Here is a 21,570-nt window from a genome sequence, read left to right as displayed (position 1 = left end):
CTTTATGATGAAAGAGGTTAAGACTGCATAGCAACAGGCCTATGCAGTGAAAGATAATATGAGTAATTGTATAGCCTTTGCTATTCCTGACAGTAAAATATGTTTAGGAGGCAGCGATGCGCTATCGGAAAGCAACGGAGGTTCTGCCGGAAGAACTGGTGGAAGCAATCCAGAAATATATGGATGGGGGATACGTCTACATTCCCAGAAAAGAAGAGAATAAGAAGAAGTGGGGAGAAGAAACCTCCTTTCGGGGAGAGCTTAAGACCCGCAACGAAGAGATTTATCGTAGATATCTGGATGGATTCGGTGTGAAGACGCTGGCGGAGGAGTACTTCCTTTCGGAAAAGAGCATTCAGAGAATTATCTTATCAGAAAAAAATAAAGAAAAAAAACAGTAGAAATATAACAGAAAAATGGAAAGAACGATGTGCCGGATCATGGTGTATCGTTTTTTTTATTTCACAGGACTTCTGGTTCTGTATTCCTCCCGATCCCCCACCGTGTGATGTGCCGCGTCTTTCAGGCAGAACCGACGACGAGGTATGCCTTCGTCCGGAGCCGTGTTAGAGTGGTTTCTGGAGGGACTGTTATGAAGAACAATATTCAAAAAATAAGAAGAGAACGCTGGAAGCTTGTGCCGGAGGCCGTACCCACGGTGAGACGGAATTGCTCGAAATGTAAAGAAAAACGTGAATTTATAAATAGCATGAAATTCCGTGTAAACGCTAATGGAAAAAACGTGGATGTATGGCTGATCTACCGCTGTGAGAAATGCAGTACCACCTGGAATATGAGCATTTTTGAGCGGAGCCCGGTGAGTGCGATACCGGAAGAGGTGTACGCCGGCTTCCAGGCAAACGATCGCCTGCTGGCAGAGTCATACGGAAGACGAATGGATTTATTTGTAAAAAACAGAGCGGAAGCAGTGACACCGGAAGGCGGGTTCCGGATAGAGGCTGAGGCGGAATCTGAAACGGGAGCAGAGGAAGGCTTCCGGCGTATTGAACTGGAGGTTCCGTTTCCCATGGTATTGAGACTAGACAGCCTGCTGGCCGACCGGCTGGGAGTATCGAGAAGCATGGTGAAGCGCTGGTGCGGCCAGGGAGTCGTGGTGAAGCTGGACAGAGAGGAGAACGTGTGGAAATCGGAGGAGAAGCTCTGCCGGGAAAAGGTCAGGAACGGTCTGGTAATCGGAATCTGGCCTGTCCTGTCGGTCCCTGAGACAGGCACGATGCCGCAGGTCTGTCCTCCCGGTTTGACGCCTGTGAAATTAAAAGCCTGAAAGACGATCTGACCGTGGTGCTTGAATAAATAAGTTCAGACGGCGGGAAAATTGGCACACAAATATTACCGTATTATATCGGAAAAGCTTGACCGTAAAAGGTAAAAATGGTATAATGATGTAAATAAAACTGAGGAAGGAGATTGGCTATGATGAATCTGGAGAAGATGAAAAAACGAAAGAAAGAGTTGGGAATGACAAACCAGGAGCTGTCTGAACGGTCCGGCGTGCCGCTGGGAACCATTAATAAGATATTCAGCGGAGCTACCAAGTCGCCGCAGTACGATACGATACTCGCACTGGAGACGGTTCTGGGGATGACGTTTTACCGCGGCGAAGACGGACCGTATGTCAGCACCATGCGGGAAGAAGCTTTTCATTATACGGTTCACGGATCGTATACCCTGAAGGATTACTACGCGCTCCCGGATCATGTCAGGGTCGAGTTAATTGACGGCCAGTTTTACTATATGTCATCTCCCAGCCTCATTCACCAGAAGCTTGTCGGAGAACTGTACTTTCAGATCAAAGAGTACATCAGGAGAAAGGGGGGACCCTGCGATGTATTTCTTGCTCCATTTGATGTGTTTCTGGACTCAGATGACAGAACGGTGGTACAGCCTGACCTGATGATCATCTGCGATCAGACGCGCGTGGAAGCGAAAGGCGTAACCGGTGCTCCTGATTTTGTCCTGGAGATCATATCCGAGAGCACAGGGAAGAAAGACTATTCGACGAAACTGAATAAATACTGGTCGGCAGGCGTCCGTGAATACTGGATCGTTGATCCATTAAAGGGACGAATCCTGACGTACTGTTTTAACGGCGACAATCCGGATATAGGGATATATGGTCTGCACGATACAGTTCCAGTGGGCATTTATGGAGATTTGTCCATCGATTTTGGAGATTTTTCCTTCCTGGCATGATTGTTGTTAGAAGGCAGGAGATTTCCCACGGACGTGAGATCAGATATGTGTATTTGCGAAGAACTGCCGGATAAAAGGAATCAGACACTCCTCATTGACAGGAGGCGTTCTGATTCCTTTGTTCTTTTTAGGAAGAATGTTCCTTCTTTCGGAACTCAGAGGGGGTGAGGCCCGTGTAGTCTTTAAAAAGCTTGCAGAAATATTTGACGTTGGGGATCCCAACAGCTTCTGATATTTCGTACAGCTTCTGATTGGTGTTCAAAAGAAGCTGTTTCGATTTTTCAATCCGTACATTCTGAAGGTAGTTGATCAGATTCAGGCCGGTCTTCTTTTTGAACAGAGAGCTGAAGTAGCTGCTGTTCATGGAGATGAGGTCGGAGATCATACTCAAATCCAGATCCAGGTAATAGTTTTGTTCCATGTAGGCGATGGCCTGGTCTACCGGAGAGGAGGCCATGTGGGAGGCAGGGGCGGCTCCGTCTCTTTTCCGCTTCCAGTAATCCATCAGACGTGCATAGAGCGCATCCATCAGGGCATCAGGGGAATCGCACGCCGTCATGGCTTCGGAAACGGATAATTCGATCCGGTAGGCGCTCTCCGGTTCGAGGCCGTCTTTGGCGGCCTGAAGGGCAAAGGTATCTTTCAGCCTGTCGAGACAGTCACAGACGTAGCCGGGGGAAGAATTCTCTACGCTGAGGATGTGATGGATGAAGCTGTAGAAGTTCTGGCGCAGATCGAACTGGCTGTTCCCAATGAAGTAGTGGTACAGCGTTTCGATCATAGTTAAGGGAATCACAGGAGTTCGTGCCTCCGTGTTCCGCTGCCGTTTTGGGTAAAATGCCACGGCCTCCTGATGGAAGAGCCGGTGATGCAGCAGCATGCACGCTTGCTGATACATGGCAGGAAGCGATTCCCTGGAACTTTCCACGCGGCTGATGGAGAGGCAGATCCGCAGCCCATGTTTCTGGCCGTATACCCGGATTTCTTCCTCTATATTCTGCCATATCTTCTGGCTGTAACCGGAATCGAGGCGTGAAAAGTTGAAAAGCAGGCATTTATAGACGGACAGGATATCCGCCTGGTAAACGGCGGCATAGGGCTCAAACAGGGAGACGATCCACAGAAAATGGTTTTTATAGTCTATCGAGGACCCGTCTGAAGAAACAACAGGTGTGATCTTGATGCAGACAACCGCCATGTACTCCTCCGGAAATGCGATGGAGTAGTGGGAGAGGAAATGTCCGATCTCCCCGGCCGGGTAACGGCCGGACAGGATATTGCCCAGCAGCAGCTCCTGGAAACGGTTCAGCTTTTTTTCGTAGGTGTGGATCCGTTCCGTCAGTTCCAGGCGGAGTGACTGCTGTTCCTTCAGCTGTCCAATCACCCGGGTGAGCACTTCTTTTATCTCGCTCTTGGTGCTGGGCTTTAACAGATAGTCCTTGACTCCGTATTGAAGGGCCGTGCGGGCGTATTCAAAATCGCTGTAGCCGCTCAGGATGATAAACTGGCCTTCCGGCAGCAGTTTCTGACTCTCCCGGATAAATGTCAGGCCATCCATGAGCGGCATTTTAATATCGGTCATGATGATGTCAGGAGCATGCTCCCGGCAGAGACGCAGCCCCTCTTCTCCGTCACCGGCCTCGTAGATATGTTCAAAGTCCATCTCCAGCTTTCGCAGGGTGACGATCAGTCCTTTTCTTATGATATCTTCATCTTCAACAATCAAAAGTGTCATAACTTACTCCGTTCGTTAAGAAAATTTTCTTCCTGCTCCTTTGTTGGTATGGAGACGGGCAGGGAGATCGTGTTGCAGGCGCCGCCTAAGTCCGAGGAGGAAAAAGTAAAGGAATAGTGCCTTCCGTAAAGGAGGAAGAGCCGCAGGTTTACGTTGAGAATGCCGATGCTTTTACCGGATCGGGAGGATTCCCTCTCCTGCGGTTCAAGGGATATGGGTTCGACCTCCAGTGTTTCAGTGGACTTCTTCATGGCAGCTGTAAGCGTCTGCTGCTGTTCCCCGCTGATACCTGTTCCATTGTCCTCAATCTTAATAATAATGCTGGAATCTCCCCTGTAAATGGTCACCTTTATGATCAGCTCACTCAGCTTATTCTCAAATCCATGGACGAAGGAATTTTCAATAATGGGCTGAAGAATAAAATTGGGAATCTCAAAGCGGAGCAGATTGTCCGGCACCGACAGGAGCAGGGTAACCCGGTTGTTTAACAGTAAATTCTGGATATTGATATAGTCCCGGATGATCTGCAGCTCGTGCTCCAGCGTGCAGTGGTAGCTGGCCGGGGAGATGTTGTAGCGCATCAGATTCCCCAGGGCGGCGATGCTGTCGGAGAAATCATCCAGGTCATGGATGATGGCGATCATTTTAAAGGTATCCAGGATATTAAAGAGAAAATGAGGATTGATCTGGGCCTGGAGGGCGGAAAGCTCCGTCTCCTTCTGCAGCATCCTGGCTTTGTATACCCGGTTGATCAGCTCATTGATCTTGAATGACATATAGTTGATGTCTGTGGCCAGCTGATCGATCTCATCCTCCCCGTTTACCGGGATGGCGACGTGGAAATCGCCTTCCTGAATCTTATGTACGGCATCAATAATTGTGTTGATCTTCCGGATCAGCAGTGTGGACAGGAGGTAGGAGAGCAGCACGATGCCGATGGCTGCTGCTAAAATCACCAGGGTGAACGACTGCTGAGCCTTTAGAACCGGGCCGACGATCTCGGCATTGGGAACCGCGCACAGGATCCAGCTGTCCAGCGAACCGATCTGCTTGATGGAAATCAGATACTCTGTCTGCGCCAGGGAGACGAGGAACGGGCCTTCATCGCTGTCAGAGAGACAGTCTCCCTCCATAAGTCTCTGTTCCAGGGAAAGGCGGAAATCCTCGGTAACCTTTGCCGGGAGGTCGGAGATAATCTTTCCGTCGCTGTTTACCGCCGCCACAAAACCGGATTCCATGGCCGGTATGGTTTTCATATCCTCGAAAAATACGGATGGTTTGATGCAGACCTCCAGGAAATTACTGGAGGTCAGAAGAGGATAAAACAGGGAATAGACCATCTGGTCTTCCCCGCCGTAGCCGTAGCTGTAGCTGCGGTTTATGTGGCACGGCTCCAGGTAATAGCCCTTGTCAAAAATGGTATGCTCCATCTCCTGCATCCACGGCTCTGAGCGGTAGTCATCGTACTGATGAAGGTACTGGGTTTCCGGAATAGAGGGGTTATTTGTGAAAAAGTGGTAGTAGGATATTTCTGGACTGGAGGCTTCCAGCCAGGAGAGCAGAGGCGAAATATCGTTATTTAGAATCTCGATTAATTCGAGATCACCGTAAAATCTGGGGACGAAGAACTTATTGATGACCGTGTTTGTGGAGACTAAATAGGAGACATTTCTTATTTTTTCTATCTTGGAATTGATGGTGTTCAGTTCCTGATCCAGTCTCTGATCAATGGCGCTCACGGCGTTTTCCCGGACCGGCTTTACGATAGACTGATACAGCAGGACAAGGCAGAGTATGAGCGGGAATGAGACAAGGACAAGATAACAGAGAATCAGCTTCGATTTATAATGCATTTTTTTGATTATTCCCATTTGCAGGACCTCCGAAGTATGATTGTTACGTGAAAACAACTATATTTATTATACTATTTCCAAAAAACGTGTACTTCTTTTACAAAAACCATGTGATATACTATGAGCACTTGGTGAGGTATTCCACGAACCTAGTGCGAGTCATACCGGAACACTTAGCGAGGTATTTCACGAGCTTAGTGAGCAGGTGTACTATGAGCACCTGGTAAGGTATGCTGTATGGCAAACGGGAATGTTCCCAATATTCAATTATAAAGCGTTTTTTTAGTTTTGCAACGTGAAAAAACGTCAGATGGAGGAGGCTTGGTATGTGTCTATGAAAAAGTTACCGAAAAAAAAGAGGGTGGGAAAGAGGCAGTTTCAACTGCAGTTAATGGTGATTCCTGCCATGGTTTTCTTTTTTATTTTTTCCTATATCCCGGTCATGGGACTGGCAAATGCTTTTCTGGATTACTCGCTGACCGACGGATTCTTCGGCCACGCATTTGCCGGAATGAAGTATTTTAAGGAGCTGTTCTCCAGCGAGAGCTTCTATCTCGCCATGAAAAATACGTTGGGAATGAGTTTCCTGAAGTTCTTCTTTACGTTTACATCGCCGCTTCTGCTGGCGCTCATTATCAATGAGGTGCCGTTCAAGTGGCTGAAGAAGGCAACCCAGACGGGAAGCTACTTACCGCATTTCCTGTCCTACGTCATTGTAGCGACGCTCTGGATCGTGTTTCTGGACAGCAAGGGACTGATCAATGATATTCTGATGAGACTTCATATTACGGATATGCCCATCGAATTCCTGGCGGATTCCAAGTATTTCTGGTGGATCGGCGTGTGGATCGACTGCTGGCAGGAGAGCGGCTGGAATGCGATTATTTATCTGGCGGCTATCGCGGGCATCAACCAGGATATCTACGAAGCGGCGGCCGTGGACGGCGCCGGGCGTCTAAAACGGATCACACAGATCACGCTTCCGTCTATCGCATGGACGGCCGGAGTCCTTTTCGTTATGAACTGCGGAAACTTACTGAGCGGCGGACCGGTGGCTTCCAACTTCAACCAGTCGTATTTGCTGGGAAATGCCTTTAACTATTCGAAATCCTATGTAATCCAGAAATTCATTGTCGATGAAGGCTTAAACCAGCTGAGGTTTTCCTTTGCGGCGGCGGGGAATCTGATTCTGTCCGTACTTTCGGTGACGCTTCTTCTGACCGCCAACAAAATATCAAAAAAAGTATTTGGAAAGAGCGTCTTTTAACGGGAGGGTGACGATATGCTTCGAATGAAATTAGGAAGATCGAGAGAGGACAGAATCATTAATATCGTTACTGCTGTATTGTGTATTCTGGTTCTGATCGTGACCGTATATCCGGTTTATTACTGTCTGATCTATTCGTTTAATGACGGCAAGGATGCGGCGAAACAGGCGCTTTACTTCTGGCCGAGAAAATTCTCCCTGGAGAATTACAAGATCGTTTTCCAGAACAAGGCGATCTATCCGGCCTTTATTATGACGATGCTCAGAAGTATTGTGGGAACGGTACTGGCCGTTTTCTGTATGGCCATGGCGGCGTATGCTCTGTCCAAGGATAACTTAAAGGGGCGGAAGGTCTATATGATTATGGGCGTCATAACGCTGTATTTTTCAGCCGGAGTGGTGCAGTCCTATCTCCTTTACCGGGAGATGCGGCTTTTGGATTCCTTCTGGGTCTATATCCTGCCTAACATTTTTCAGTTTTACTATATCATCCTGTTTATATCATTTTTCAGGGAACTGCCGGCGGCGCTGGAGGAATCGGCGCAGATGGATGGAGCGGGATATTTTACGATCCTGTTTAAGATCATCATACCGCTGTCAACGCCGGTGATTGCCACGGTATCGCTGTTTGTGGGGGTCTGGCACTGGAACGACTGGTTTCACCCGGCGTTCTTTATCCAGAACGAGAGCCTGATGACACTGCCGGCCGTCCTGATGCGGGCCATGTCTCTGGCTGAGGCGCAGCAGACGCTGCAGAAGATGATCGCCGTGCCGTCGCAGAGCAGTACCACCATGGAGTCGGTCCGGTATGCGATGTTAATCGTGTCTATTCTTCCGGTAACGATTATTTATCCCTTCGTCCAGAAGTTCTTCTTAAAGGGAATGATGCTGGGAGCGGTGAAAGAATAAGCGTACCCATTCAGCAGTGCGGCAGTTTGTATCGAAAAGTGTGTTACAAGCTTGCTTGTATAAGCGCTTTTCAATACAAACTGTCATAGGGCGGAACGCCCGGGCTTCTTGTTTTCGTGCATTTCGAAAACAAGAAGATGCACGAAAGCAATGTAAATCAATAACCATACATAAAGGAGAGAAGGAATATGAGAAAGTTGAAACGTGTATTATCATGCATGGTGTGCTCTGCAATGGTAGCAGGTATGCTGGGAGGCTGCGGGGGCGGCCAGAGTACGGTTAAGGAGACCACAGCGGGGACTGCGGCAGCGGATACGACGGAAGCAGAACCGCAGACACAGGCGCCGGAGGCGGCTGCATCGAACTTCCAGTCTGAGATGGATTGGGAGAGAATCGGCTGGCAGGAGGATCCGGAAGATTTGGAATGGAAAGAAGACACCTCGCCCATAGAATTAGGGTATTACGCCAACTTCTCCTGGTTTTCGCTGGACTGGAACGATGCCACGGCAGAGCGTGTGACCGCGAAGACAGGCGTTGATTTAAACTTTATGAAACCCGTAGTTGACGACGGCCAGAAGCTGAACATGATGATCGCCGGCAATCAGCTGCCCGATATCCTGACTCTGGACAAAAATGACGCGGCCTTAAAGAAGATGGCCGAGGCGGGGATGCTGTGGTCGCTCGACGAGCTGATCGACCAGTATGCGCCGAAGATGCGTGAAATTCTTCCAAAGGAAATCTTAAGCAACTATCAGATGGCGGATGGGAAGACGTATCAGTTTACCACATGGATTCAGGGTGAAGCATGGCAGAAGGCCGCGAGAGAGTACGATCAGATCGTGGGAACGAACCAGCCAATTATTACGGTGAGAAAAGATTACTACGATGAGATTGGCCGTCCGGAGATCAGGAATATGACCGAATTCATCGCCGCTGTTAAGCAGATGAAGGAAAACCATCCGGATAAAATCGGTTTTTATCCCGCCGATGGAAGCATGTCCGCCGATGAGTTCGGAAAGAGCGCGAAGCTTTCCCACTATGGCATCCAGATGGGGCTGAGCACCGACTTCTCAGAGAAGGACGGGGGAATCCAGTGGGTGGTCCGCGACGACAAGTTCAAAGAACCGATGAAGTATTTAAATGAGATGTATCTGGAAGGAATTCTGACAAAAGATCCGTTCATTGACACCAAGGATGTAGGAAAGGCTAAGATTGAGCAGGGCGATGTGATTTCCTACTGCTGGACGATCTCCGACGGCGAGAAGGTGCCCGGAGACAACCCGGATACTACCTACGAGATTCTGCCTCCGTTTGAGACATACGGACAGATCAGAACGGGAGCCGGCTGGCTGGCGACCGTGATTCCGAAGACCTGCAAGGACCCTGAGAGAGCGATCCGTTTCCTGGAATATCTGGCATCTGTAGAAGGACACAGCGACGTATCATGGGGCATTGAAGGCGATACGTATCAGGACGCGGTAGCAGGCGCCCAGTGGCATATGATAGATGGAAAACCGGTTCTGCTGGAAGAGTATGTGAAGGATAAGAACGCGGACTGGGGCGGTGTTGCCTCCAGAAATGGACTGGGCGAGTATTGGATTGCCTGCAACGAGCTGTTGTGGAACCTGCCGTGGTGGAACGACCAGGATGAGAGAATGAACAAATTCAATGAACAGTTCGGAAAGTATGTGGAATTCCGTCCGGAACTGGATATTCAGGACCCGTCACCGGAATCTGAAGAGGGAATTATCAGACAGAAAGCGTTCAGCCTCCTGCAGCAGTATTCCGTAAAAATGATCTTTACCGAGGACTTTGAGTCCGTGTACCAGGAATTCATTCAGAAGATCGATGAGCTGGGGATGAATAAGGTGGAAGCTTATTGGACGGAAGAGTATAAGAATAAGACAAAATAAGAGGGATTATGACTGAGAAAAAGATTACCTGCGGCGGAATCAGACCACTCATTTACTGCATCAGCAGGGAAGAGGGAGATCCGTATCTGATCCATAATTACGACGGCGCGGTGGAGTTCCCGCCCGTTACCCGGTGCTTTATCCTGCCCTTCCATGGGCAGGGGAAGTACCGCTCCTATGAGGTGACATCGAAAGAGCCATTTCAGGTTCACATAAGTGCAGATGAAATGGAGGTGACCGTTTCAGCAGATATAGGGGATGCTATATCCCAGCTGGCATGGAAAGAATTTGACGGCCCGCCGCACTGTGATGTGATGGGGAATTCCATGGAGCTGGACTTCGAAAATGGGGATATCTTCCGGGATACGTATTACCATTTTTACTGGGAAACGCTTCTGCCCTCTGTGGTGGAACGGACGAGGGCGAAATCGTATTCCAACAGCGATGGTTACGTGGTGAGTACGCTTCAGAAGGGCGCCTATGCGGGAACGTACCCGGATGTGGACCATGAATTCCAGATCAAGGGACGCCTGGCCATGGCGGATGAACTGGATCTGGCTGTGGTAAGGCGCATGATGGAACTGCAGCTTAAGCTGATGGCGGAGGACCCGGAGCAGGCGTTCCGTGATCCGTGTGCCATTCAGCCGAACGGAGCCAGAGAGTACCATGTCAGGCGGAACAGCCTGGATAACTCGGAGAACGCGGAGATGTTTCTCGTGACCGGGAATATCGAAATCATTGAATCTGCATGCTTTTATTACGCCGCTGTTAAAGACGATGACTGGCTTCGCGGCCATATCGAGGGGCTGGAAAACTCCCTGTCCCTTGTGGAGAGCTGTATCGACCGACAGGGCCGGCTGTGGTCCGACGTTTATTACGAGGATCAGGTGATCAAGGACGGTCGGGAATGTATGGCCCAGGCGCTTGCGGCCAGATCATTTGAAATCATGGCCGGGCTGGAAGCGGTCTTAAAACGGGATAAACAGGAGGCGCATTACCGGGCCGTATCGGGCCTGCTGAAGGATGCCCTGGTGCAGGCGCTTCCCACCGGCTTCTGGGATGCGTCGAAGAAGCGGTTTATCGACTGGGTGGACAGAAATTCGGTGTCCCATGACCATATCCACCTTCTGGCAAATGAGCTTCCGGCGCTGTTTCATTATACGAATCCGGATCAGGAGCAGGGGGTGGACCGTCTGATGGAGGCGTGTTTTGAGGAGTTCCAGCGTTTCCCCAGCTTCGTTTCCGCCAGAATTTCAGATTATACAGAGTCGGAGATCGGTTCGGGAGGCCCGTATGACCTCTGTGCGGCCGCCAGATACTGGTGCTGGGATTTTGCCTACTGGAGAGAAAAGGGAAGAACTGATATTCTGGAACAACAGCTTTTGGCGGTCTGCCGTCAGGCCAGGATGGACGAATACCGGATGGGAGAACGGTATGACATGAATTACTTTTACTATCTCAGTGAGAAAAACTGGCACGGAGCGGCCCATTATTACGAGTATCCCTGCGTATTTATCTGGAATCTGATCGCCGGGTACGCGGGTGTGCGGTTTGCGCTTCAGGCTGATTTAGAGATAGAGCCGATGCTCGCCGGAGACGGAAGAGTGAGGCTGGAAAATCCGCAGTACGGCATTGAATATACGGTGGCGGGAAATACCATTTTCGTGAAAAATCTGCTTGCTCAAGAGCGGTCACTGCTGGTAAAATGGAAAAATGAGGAACGGCTGGTGAAGCTGGGAGAAAATGAGACCTGGTCCTATACGTGCGGCGTGAATTAATGGAAAACCAGAGCATTTTTTAATAAAAAGGGAAAGCTGTACAGATACCTGTACGGCTTTTCTGAAATAAGGAGATCACATGGTAAGAGATATAAAAAGATATGGAAATCCGGCCTGCAGGGAACGTGCCATTGTACAGGGGCCGAACTGCCGTTTCACCGTATTGACGTCCTCACTGATTCGTATGGAGTACAGCGAAAACGGTATCTTTGAGGACCGGGCCACGCAGATCGTGATGAACCGGGAATTTACGGTTCCGAAATATGAAGCCGCATGGAACGGCGGTTTCCTGACGATTACTACGGAGTTTTTGCAGCTGCGTTACCGGGGCGGGACGTTTGCTGAAGACGGATTAAGCATACGAACGATCGTTGATCCGAAGACGGGAGAAAGCCGCTTATGGCGCTGGGGAGACGAGAGCAAGGATCTGGGAGGAACTGCGCGCACGCTGGATGAGGTGGATGGCGCGATTCCTCTGGAGCACGGGATGATTTCCAGAGACGGCTGGACTGTGATTGATGACAGCGGTTCCATGGTCATTGGAGAGGACGGCTGGGTTACGCCGCGCGGAGGAGATGGGCTGGATTTCTACTTCTTCGGTTATGGCCGCCGCTATCAGGAATGTATCCGCGATTTTTACAGGCTGTGCGGGAATACGCCTCTGCTTCCGCGTTGGGCGCTTGGAAACTGGTGGAGCCGGTACCATAGATATACGGAAGAGGAGTATAAGAGGCTGATGGTGCGCTTTCAAAGAGAGCAGATCCCATTTTCCGTGGCAGTCATCGATATGGACTGGCATCTGGTCGATATTCCGCCGAAATATGGGAACGGATGGACCGGATATACCTGGAACCGGGAGCTGTTCCCCGATCCGCCGGAGTTTCTGGCGTGGCTCCATGAACAGGGGCTGAAGGTTACCTTGAATGTCCATCCGGCGGACGGGGTGCGCGCTCATGAGGAGGCGTATCCGCGAATGGCGGAGGCGCTGGGAATCGACCCGGCAGGCGGGACAGCGGTGGAGTTCGACGTGACGGACCGGGCGTTTCTGGAGGCGTACTTCGATGTGCTGCACCATCCGATGGAAGAGGACGGCGTCGATTTCTGGTGGGTGGACTGGCAGCAAGGGAAGAAAACCAGGATTCCCGGTCTGGATCCGCTCTGGATGCTGAACCATTACCACTATTTGGACAGCACACGGGCGGGCGGCGCGGGTCTTACATTTTCCCGGTATGCGGGAATTGGCAGCCATCGGTATCCCGTCGGATTTTCCGGGGACACCATCATAAGCTGGGAGAGTCTTCAGTTTCAGCCGTATTTTACGGCTGCGGCAAGCAACGTAGGATATGGATGGTGGAGTCATGACATCGGAGGACACATGATGGGGGCCAGGGATGATGAACTGGCGGCGCGCTGGGTGCAGCTCGGCGTATTTTCACCAATCAATCGGCTTCACAGCACCTCCAATCCGTTCAGCGGTAAGGAACCCTGGAATTTCAATAAGCGGGCCGAGATGATTATGGGAGACTTTTTGCGGCTCCGTCATGAACTGATCCCCTATCTCTATACCGCGAACCGCCGGGCCAGCTTCGAGGGGTGTCCTCTGGTTCGGCCGCTGTACTGGGAGGAGCCGGAACAGAAGGAGGCCTATGAGTTCCCGAATGAATATTATTTCGGTTCGGAACTGCTGGCTGTGCCCATTACGGAGCGGATGGAACCAGAGGCGGATATGGCGGGCGTGAAAGCCTGGATTCCGGCTGGAATCTGGTTTGATTATCAGAATTCCCGGATATATCAGGGCGGAAAACAGATGATGCTTTATCGCACCTTAGAGCAGATGCCGGTGCTTGCAAAGGCGGGAGCGATCATTCCCAGAAGCCTTGACAGGATGGGAGGCACAGGAAATCCGAACTGCATGGCAGTCGATATTTTCCCTGGTGCGGACGGCTGTTTCAACGTATGGGAAGACGACGGGAGAACAGAGACAGATGGGGAAAATGATGACAGGTGGGCAGCAACGCGGCTTTCTCTGGAGTGGAGCCCGCTTACCCGTTTCGTAATCGGCGGTGTCGAAGGCTATCGGAGCGCGGTTCCGGAAATGCGTTCGTGGAAGCTGAATTTCCGGAATGTGGAGTATGTGGTTCCGGTAGTGACCGTCGAAGGAGAGCGCATGGACGCGGTTGTCTCCTACGATGAGGTGAGAAAAAATCTGACTCTGGAGCTTCCGGGAATCCCTTCCGTAAAAACCATAGAAGTGCGATTTGGAAGCGATATGAAGATGGCCTCTATGGACCGGGCAGATCAGGCATTCGAGATTTTAAACAGGGCGCAGATTTCATATGATAAGAAGGAAGCGATATTAGAGGCGGTAAAGAAACAGAGTGGCGGCGCGCTTCTGACTATACAGAGCATAGAGGAAAATGCGGTACTGGTGGGGGCGCTGGCGGAAATACTGTTCAGCGATGAAAACTAAAATGCGTTTCCCCGCGCATACACATCAGACATTATGCCCGGCGCCCCCTTGACAGGGACGCCGGGCTGTAAGCGTTTGATACAGACACACAGCAGGCAGACTGAAAGGAGAAGAGAGATGGAAGGTATTTTGAAGATTGGTGAATTTGAGGTGATTTCGGAGGCGGCTGTATCCTGTACCGCTTCGGTGACAGAAAAGGGGGAAGGAAGGACAGTTACGGAGTTTCAGCTTCAGTCAGACCGTATTTCGGATATGGGAACTGCCGTTGAAATCCGTTATTCCTTTCCCATTCTCGACATTTGCGGACGGTGGCATCCGAACTGCCGTGCCGACCGGGCGCTGAAGGCGGATTGGGAGAGGCCGGTGGCGTCCATGACAGCCGTCTCGGCTCCTGTCGTCTGTTTCTTCAATTCCGAAAGCAGGAACAGGCATACGATCGCAGCTTCGGAGCTGTGCCAGGAAGTGAATATGAATGCCGGAGTGCATGAGGAAGACGGCCAGATGGCCGTTAAGATCCGGTTCGTTCTGAGCCCGCAGAAGCTGAGCGCGGGATATTCCTTCCGGCTGTGGGAGTCGCAGGAAGATGCTCCGTACTGGGATACGCTGGATCAGGTGAGGCAGTGGTGGGAGGAGGCAATGCCGCCTGTCATGGAGGTGCCGGACGCGGCCAGAGAGCCGGTGTACTCTTTCTGGTACTCCTGGCATCAGGATATCAACGCCGCTATTGTTGAGGAAGAGGCGGAGCGCGCTGCGGAAATGGGCTTTGATACGATTATCGTGGACGACGGCTGGCAGACCGGGGATAATAACCGTGGATACGCGTTCTGCGGGGACTGGGCACCCGAGCCTGGGAAATTTCCGGATTTTCCAGAGCATATACGGCGGGTCCACGCCATGGGGATCAAGTATATGCTGTGGTTTTCCGTGCCGTTTGTGGGAAAGAACACAGGCTGCTGGGACCGTTTCTCCGATAAACTGCTCTGCTACGACGAGCGGCAGCATGCCGGAGTTCTGGATCTGCGTTATCCGGAGGTACGGGAGTATTTGCTGGCAGTCTATTTAAAAGCTGTCCGGGAATGGGATTTAGATGGGCTGAAGCTGGATTTTATCGATGAGTTTTATATAAGAGAGGGCACTCCTGTGTGGAAGGATGGAATGGATTACGGGGATATCCAGGAGGCGCTGGACGTGTTTATGACCAGCGTGCGGGAGACCCTGCGGAAGGAAAACGAGAATCTGCTGATTGAATTCCGGCAGCGCTACATCGGACCCAACATGCGCAGGTATGGAAATATGTTCCGCGTCGCGGACTGCCCCTGTTCTCCGGTGACCAACCGGGTCGGCTGTGCGGATCTGCGGCTCCTTTGCGGACACAGCGCCGTCCATTCGGATATGCTGATGTGGAACCGTGGGGAGACCCCGGAGGCCGCAGCCATACAGGTTTTAAGCTGTCTGTTTGGTGTTCCCCAGATATCGGTCCGCCTGGCGGATCTGGAAGATGGGATTACGGAGATGCTCCGGTTCTGGCTGGATTTCATGAGACAGCACAGAGCACTGCTGCAGACGACTGTGATCCATGCGAAGGAGCCGGAAAACCTCTATCCGGAGGTGAGCGTGGAAAATGAAACGGAGGAGATTCTGGTTCACTATTCCGCGGGAAGAGTGATCCGTCCGGCTGGGAAGAAGGAAATCACTTACTTTGTCAACGCCCTGCACGCCCAGGAGCAAATACTGATTCTGGATCCGGAAAGGGCGGTGTCGGTTACCGTGAAAAACTGCCGCGGTGAAGTGACGGAGACCATGGAGTGGAACGGGGGAGAGAGCCTTGTAAGGCTGTCCATGCCCGCGTGCGGTCTGTGTGAGCTGCGCTGGAGATGAGCGCGGCGAGGTGCTGGTACTGCATTGTGTAATGCAGTACTAGAGAATTGGGATATAGAGATCAATCTGGGATTCCGGGTTGTCATATCCTGAAAAGCGCTGATCGTATACTTCAAAATCTTCCCGCGCATCCAGTTTCTCATTCGTTCCGAGAAACCAGGTGCCCCAGATATAAGAATAGCTGTCCTGAAGGAGGGAGAGGCTGCCGGTGTGTGTGAACACCGCGTAGCGCCCTCCTTTTATGATCTTTGGAACAAATGGCGCAGGGAGGCCGTCAAAGCTGCTCACCTCTACCGCTGCGACCTCTGAGAAGAGAACATCCCCATTCATGCTGTAGAGCGTGTTGCCCTGGCCGCAGGCTTCGCAGATGCCGAAGCCTCTCCCGCCGGGTATCTGGTGGGGAATCTGTTGAGACATTTCCATAAAGGCAGCCCAGAGGCCGGGCAGCACGTTATCGTTCAGCGTGGTGCTGCCGCGCAGACCGGCGGCCATGATATCGGGCAGTTCCACAATGACGGGATGGACCGTCAGGTTCTTCGTGATGTGGGCGAGGCGTTCGCCCTCCAGCTGCGGCTTGGATCCGATGAACAGATCGAGCCGGTTCTTCCGGTAGGAGACCGGGCTGGTGAGGTAAAGCGACTTAAAGGCGCGGCTGAAGCTTTCCGCAGACTCGAATCCGCAGTCTAAAGCGATATCGAGGATCCGCTTGTCCGTATAGAGCAGCTCCTTGGCGGCTTTGGCGATCCGCCGCTTCCGGATGTAACTGCCCACACTTTCACCCAGCAGGGCATTAAACTGCCGGGTAAAGTGGTAGTAGGAGTATCCGGCCGCGGCAGCCGCGTCTTCGACTTTGATGTCTTCGCCCAGATGATTTTCGATGTAGAGGATAGCGCGTTCCAGCGCTTTTAAATAGTCCATGGTCAGGCTCCTTTCTGCCAGGTCAGGCGGCACGAGTAGACAGCGTATGTTGGTACAATCTGGCTGAATTTTAAGGTTATGCGAATGGATTCGGGACGAAACGGAACATATCCGGAGCCGCGGGTTCACAGGAGATGGAGATCACTTCTTCCGAAGCGGGGAGCGGATCGCTCAGCCGGTACGTATGCCAGCCGTTTTCTGCCCGTCCACCCCAGCATAATTCTATTATACCATCCATCGGGTCGATGATCATGCTTTTTGTTGTGCCAAAGAAATCCTGATAGAAACGGCAGCACAGCCCGTTTGGATAGGGAGCCAGAAGCATGGATTTTAACTGGCTGACCGTGAGTGTTTCCGCGCTGTCTGCAATGCTCTTAATATAGTCATACCGCTTCAGGGAATGAACCATGGCCTCCGGTTCTAAGGATGCCAGTTCATGGATTACGGCATGGTTGGCGGCGTGGGTGTAGGAAAGCGGGGAGGTTTCATCCAGCTGACGGACCGCCATTCTGCCATCCAGTGTTTCTACCAGGGCGCCATTTCCGGAACGGTCCAGCAGAATCAGATTGAGATTGTAGGCGATGGGCATGCCCTTTAAAAAGAGGAGCGCCTCCCTGGTATCGCGGCAGTTTTCCAGAAGCGATCGGATAACCGCCCAGTACTGCAGGCCCTCCAATGCAGGCCGGCGCATACATTTGTCGGCGCCGACCGGAAATCCGCAGGAGCTCATGGTGACGGCCAGCCCCTGGTCATTGAAGCCATCCTCCCGTCCAAAGCTTAAGACACTGGTGCCCATATGCGTATATTTCCCTTCCACACTGGTTTTAATCAACTGGAAATCCTCCAGTTCGTCGTTGAATTCATAGTTGCGTGCAATAAGCGGGTGTCCGTTCGAGGATTTGGACGGCAGCAGGGCTAAGTGACTGCAGTTAGGCTTTAAATAGGTCATGGCATAATAGATGACAGATTCCAGAGGGACGTTCAGTTCGCCGGCGAAACCGGAAAGCTCCTCATTGAGTCCCGGGCACCAACGGGCAAACAGCGTTTCCGCCTGCCTGGCTTCGGCTTCACCGAAGTTTTCATATCCGGATGTATAGTAATTCTTCATCGGAGGAATGGAGGCTGCCATGCGTCCCAGCGCCTGTCCGATCTCATAACTGCTTCCTTTCAGTTCCAGCGTTCGTGTTGTGATTGATTTCATAAATGAATACCTCCTGTGTTGGATGATTGATGAGATGATCTTAACGTAAATAAGAAATATAATCTTGACATTTCCTGCGGGAATTACTGGAGTATGAGTATGCGGAAGCAGTCAGGTCTTTTGCGAATGTTGTGTTTATGATATACTATGAGCATCGTGCAATTCAGAACGTGTCAGAAAGGAAGGAATAAGCGTATGGCGGGAATTAAACTGGCGGAGCCGTGGCTGCCCGAAGTATATGAACTTGTGTCGGAGGAGACGGAGTTTCTTCATCAAAGCAGGGAAGAGGACGAGCGGATCCAGAATGCATATTTAAAGAATATGACTGCGCAGGAGGAAGATTTTTCCGGCCTGTGTTTTTCCAGAGTAAAGTTTGAAAACTGCAGTTTTGAGAGGTGTAATTTTGAAAAGGCGGAATTCAGCGATGTGATGTTTATCTCCTGTAACTTTTCCAACTGTCTGTTCCGCGACAGCTTTCTCAGACGGGTGTCATTTCAGCGGTCAAAGGGGACGGGGGCCAGGATGACAGAGAGCAGCTTAAAGGATGTGACGATCACGGACTGCAGTATGCAGTATTTGAATTTAGACGATTCGAAGCTGGAATCTTTCCGGGTGGAAGATGCCGATTTAGAAAATGGTAATTTCGCGCAGTGCAAGTGCAAAGGCGTTACGTTCAGTCAGGTCAGGCTTCAGAATGCCAGCTTTTTTAAGACTCCCCTTAAAGGAATGGACTTTACCACCTGCGATATCAAGGGGCTGGTGCTTTCCGATGAGTGTTCTGAGGTGCGGGGGGCGGTCATGGATTTATACCAGGCGGCGGAACTGGCGAAGCGGCTGGGGATAGTCATAAAGTGACATAATCCGTACGCGAAATGTAAAGAAAACGGCCGGTAAATTTGATAATATATGGAGTGACGGAGGTAATTATGAACAGCAGCAAAACATTCAATGACGTAATCCTGTATTTGGAAAAAATAATTCCTGATGGCTGTGAAATCGATTATCATGAAATATCCAGAATAGCCATGAGTCCGGCCGCGTTGTTTCAGCGTATTTTTAATTTTATCTCGGGGATCAGCATTTCTGATTATGTAAGAAAACGAAGACTGACACTGGCCGGATACGAGCTTAAAAATACGGATATTTCTGTTCTTGACGCAGCGGTAAAATATGGTTTTCAGTCTCATTCCTCTTTTTCCCGTGCCTTTAAGGAGCACCATGGGATTACGCCTTCACAGGCCAGAATGAAAAATGCCCGGCTAAATGATTATCTTCCGATCAATTTCTCAGATATGAGATTTGTAGGAGGAAAGCGTATTATGGCTGAAATGAAACGCATCATTTATAAGGAAACGCCCGGACGGCTCATGGTGGGCCTGCCCCGGGAAACCAGCTTTTCCGACGCCGGCTTTGTATGGCAGGAATTCTTTCAGGGAGATACGATTGAAAAACTGGACAGGCTGACGGACGTCAAATGCTGTGATGACATAGATGAAAATGACGGAATTGGACTTATGTACGACTTTAGCGACAGAATGAATTTTAAGATAGTGATAGGCGACTTTGTCCGGATGCAGACGGATATACCAGAGGGACTGTTTGTAAAACACATACCCAAAGGCCGGGCGGCTTATGTTCAGATTGAGGGCAGCAATGTGGCGGAAATCCTTGATTCCGCTTACTTGCTGATTACGGAAGCGATTGAGAAAACAGGCGGAACCATTGACTTTGACAACTTTTACTGGTGTGAGATTTATACCCATGAGCGTTATTCGGAACCGTTTGCGAGGGGAGAAAAAGTCGTGATTGATTATATGATGCCGGTGAAGGCAGATACTTGATAAAATTCGTCGTAAATAGGAAGAACGGGCGGCAATATGCAGCCCGCCCTTCCTATTTTTGACTTTTTTGTGTGTATACTGAGTCTGCGTCTCTTTCTCAAATCCTATTAATCTCAGTTTTTTAACTGCGAAAGTCTTTTAACTGCTCCAGTCTTTTAGCTGCTTCTTATAAGTCTCTGGCGGAGTCGTATTATAAGCCTGAAGCGAATAGAAGTAATCGAGAGCAGCCCGGCGGCAGGACTCCACATGCGTTTTCATAAGAGACTGGGCCTTATCAACGTCCTTTTCCAGCAGTGCATCGAGAATTTCCATATGTTCTTCTCTTGCATCATGGATCTGTACCCGGTTCTGCTTGCTGGCAATAATAACTCTCGTATTATCATCAAAAACTCTGTGCATCATATCAATAATGTAACGGTTTCCGCAGTATTCAATGATAAATAAATGCATGGCAGTGTCCAGACGGAAGCTGTTGGGAATATCCTCGAAGTCCTCCAGAAACTTTCCGCGGAACTGGATCAGTTCGCTCTCCGGCAGATAAGGGGCAGCCATACGGAGAGCAACCGGCTCGATCTCTATTCTGGTCTGAAAAATCTGCAGTACATCGCTCAGTAAAATATCTGATACGTAAATGCCCTTCTTAGGCATGATCTTTACAAATCCATCTGATTCCAGCCTGCTGATGGCTTCACGGACAGGAGTGCGGCTGAATCCCAGATCTTCGGCAAGGCGAGCCTCGTTAAGCAGCGTTCCCGGCTCGTAGGTACAGTCCAGTAACCTCTCCTTTATCGTTTCGTAAGCTTTATTTTTTAAATCCCGATTGTTTGCTGCCATGGTTTTACGCTCCTATTCTTTGGGTGCAAAGTATACAATAAGTATATTATACAACGGTTAAGAAAAAACAACAAGCATTATTTAAGAGGAATATTTTAAAAATTACCATTATTTTACAGGAGCTTTATAGTGGTTTATCTTCTATAATGAACGTATGAGATTGTTTTAAATGATAATATATCAAAGAACAAAAATGATAATATGTAAAAAATGCACAAAAATATTGCTTGTATATCTACTATTTGAGCATTGAAAACAAAATAATCTTGTTGTATACTACAGATATATATCAAGTATGCATTAATGCGCAGGCTATAAAACTATGGAAATGTAACTCGTTAAGATCAGAGAAGAGAAAGGGGGAAGCAGCTGAGAGATGGTTAAGAGAGCGGAAGAGTTGGTTACAGAACAAAAGCCCAGTCCTTTTAATGGCCCAGGGACAATTTCCTGCAAAGAGCTGTTGAAGGTGCCGGAGGAAATGTATGATAAGGGGCGTTTCTTCGGTCATACCACGGTAATGCCGGGATCAGGGATTGGTTATCACATCCACGAGAAGGAATCCGAGACCTATTACATTCTGAAGGGAACGGGCCGATTTAATGACAATGGAACAGTTCAGATTGTGAAGCCGGGTGATGTAACTTTTACCGGTGCAGGAGAAGGACACGGTCTGGATGCGGTGGGGGAAGAACCGCTGGAAGTGATTGCACTGATTCTGTTCCAGTAAAAACATGTGAACAAAATATTCCAATAAAGGAA

At 50.1% G+C, this 21,570-nt stretch carries 17 protein-coding genes; 12 read left to right on the top strand and 5 right to left on the bottom strand.

What is annotated here, in order from left to right:
* Positions 1-116 precede the first annotated feature (116 nt).
* The 3 genes from DFR60_RS02960 (at position 117) to DFR60_RS02950 (ending at position 2,214) form a co-directional block, all read left to right on the top strand.
* The gene (locus DFR60_RS02960; RefSeq protein ID WP_110321545.1) at positions 117-401 is read left to right on the top strand and encodes a CD3324 family protein; all 285 of its coding nucleotides are present in this window, start codon (positions 117-119) and stop codon (positions 399-401) included.
* A 191-nt stretch (positions 402-592) separates the two neighbouring features.
* Positions 593-1,285 (top strand): DUF1062 domain-containing protein, encoded by a 693-nt coding sequence (locus tag DFR60_RS02955; RefSeq protein ID WP_167437491.1) that lies wholly within the window; start codon positions 593-595, stop codon positions 1,283-1,285.
* A 149-nt stretch (positions 1,286-1,434) separates the two neighbouring features.
* Positions 1,435-2,214, top strand: a complete 780-nt coding sequence (locus tag DFR60_RS02950; protein WP_110321543.1) for a Uma2 family endonuclease — start codon at positions 1,435-1,437, stop codon at positions 2,212-2,214.
* 127 nt (positions 2,215-2,341) lie between these two features.
* Here DFR60_RS02950 and DFR60_RS02945 read toward each other — a convergent pair whose 3' ends face one another.
* The gene (locus DFR60_RS02945; protein ID WP_110321542.1) at positions 2,342-3,949 is read right to left on the bottom strand and encodes a response regulator; all 1,608 of its coding nucleotides are present in this window, start codon (positions 3,947-3,949) and stop codon (positions 2,342-2,344) included.
* Complete coding sequence (locus DFR60_RS02940) at positions 3,946-5,820, bottom strand: cache domain-containing sensor histidine kinase (protein WP_110321541.1); 1,875 nt, start codon at positions 5,818-5,820, stop codon at positions 3,946-3,948. The genes DFR60_RS02945 and DFR60_RS02940 overlap by 4 nt, the downstream gene beginning before the upstream one ends.
* A gap of 316 nt (positions 5,821-6,136) precedes the next feature.
* Between DFR60_RS02940 and DFR60_RS02935 the strand changes: the two genes are divergently transcribed.
* From DFR60_RS02935 to DFR60_RS02910, 6 genes are all read left to right on the top strand, one after another.
* Positions 6,137-7,069 (top strand): ABC transporter permease subunit, encoded by a 933-nt coding sequence (locus DFR60_RS02935; protein WP_063828829.1) that lies wholly within the window; start codon positions 6,137-6,139, stop codon positions 7,067-7,069.
* Positions 7,070-7,084: 15 nt separating this feature from the next.
* On the top strand, positions 7,085-7,978 hold the full coding sequence (locus tag DFR60_RS02930; RefSeq protein ID WP_034535342.1) for a carbohydrate ABC transporter permease: 894 nt from the start codon (positions 7,085-7,087) through the stop codon (positions 7,976-7,978).
* A gap of 188 nt (positions 7,979-8,166) precedes the next feature.
* On the top strand, positions 8,167-9,891 hold the full coding sequence (locus DFR60_RS02925; RefSeq protein WP_110321539.1) for an extracellular solute-binding protein: 1,725 nt from the start codon (positions 8,167-8,169) through the stop codon (positions 9,889-9,891).
* 8 nt (positions 9,892-9,899) lie between these two features.
* Positions 9,900-11,669 carry a glucosidase family protein gene (locus DFR60_RS02920; protein ID WP_110321538.1) on the top strand — a complete coding sequence of 590 codons (1,770 nt, stop codon included), beginning with the start codon at positions 9,900-9,902 and terminating at the stop codon, positions 11,667-11,669.
* Positions 11,670-11,748: 79 nt separating this feature from the next.
* Entirely contained in the window at positions 11,749-14,139 is a 2,391-nt protein-coding gene (locus DFR60_RS02915; protein ID WP_110321537.1) for a glycoside hydrolase family 31 protein, read from the top strand.
* Positions 14,140-14,256: 117 nt separating this feature from the next.
* Positions 14,257-16,017, top strand: a complete 1,761-nt coding sequence (locus DFR60_RS02910) for a glycoside hydrolase family 36 protein (RefSeq protein ID WP_110321536.1) — start codon at positions 14,257-14,259, stop codon at positions 16,015-16,017.
* A 39-nt stretch (positions 16,018-16,056) separates the two neighbouring features.
* Here DFR60_RS02910 and DFR60_RS02905 read toward each other — a convergent pair whose 3' ends face one another.
* Positions 16,057-16,935: an AraC family transcriptional regulator gene (locus DFR60_RS02905; RefSeq protein WP_110321535.1), complete on the bottom strand. Its 879-nt coding sequence runs from the start codon at positions 16,933-16,935 to the stop codon at positions 16,057-16,059.
* A 76-nt stretch (positions 16,936-17,011) separates the two neighbouring features.
* The gene (locus tag DFR60_RS02900) at positions 17,012-18,136 is read right to left on the bottom strand and encodes a C45 family autoproteolytic acyltransferase/hydrolase (protein ID WP_110321534.1); all 1,125 of its coding nucleotides are present in this window, start codon (positions 18,134-18,136) and stop codon (positions 17,012-17,014) included.
* Positions 18,137-18,331: 195 nt separating this feature from the next.
* On the opposite strand from DFR60_RS02900, the gene DFR60_RS02895 reads away from it, so the two are divergent.
* Positions 18,332-18,991, top strand: coding sequence for a pentapeptide repeat-containing protein (locus tag DFR60_RS02895; RefSeq protein WP_110321533.1), 660 nt, complete (start codon positions 18,332-18,334; stop codon positions 18,989-18,991).
* A gap of 71 nt (positions 18,992-19,062) precedes the next feature.
* Positions 19,063-19,977 (top strand): AraC family transcriptional regulator, encoded by a 915-nt coding sequence (locus tag DFR60_RS02890; RefSeq protein WP_110321532.1) that lies wholly within the window; start codon positions 19,063-19,065, stop codon positions 19,975-19,977.
* Positions 19,978-20,115: 138 nt separating this feature from the next.
* On the opposite strand, the gene DFR60_RS02885 is transcribed toward DFR60_RS02890, so the two are convergent.
* Positions 20,116-20,811, bottom strand: a complete 696-nt coding sequence (locus DFR60_RS02885) for a GntR family transcriptional regulator (RefSeq protein WP_055659741.1) — start codon at positions 20,809-20,811, stop codon at positions 20,116-20,118.
* Positions 20,812-21,187: 376 nt separating this feature from the next.
* Between DFR60_RS02885 and DFR60_RS02880 the strand changes: the two genes are divergently transcribed.
* Complete coding sequence (locus DFR60_RS02880; RefSeq protein ID WP_110321531.1) at positions 21,188-21,538, top strand: cupin domain-containing protein; 351 nt, start codon at positions 21,188-21,190, stop codon at positions 21,536-21,538.
* The last annotated feature ends 32 nt before the right edge of the window (positions 21,539-21,570 follow it).

Source organism: Hungatella effluvii (assembly GCF_003201875.1).
Taxonomy (GTDB): domain Bacteria; phylum Bacillota; class Clostridia; order Lachnospirales; family Lachnospiraceae; genus Hungatella; species Hungatella effluvii.
This window is presented reverse-complemented; position numbering and strand designations above follow the sequence as displayed.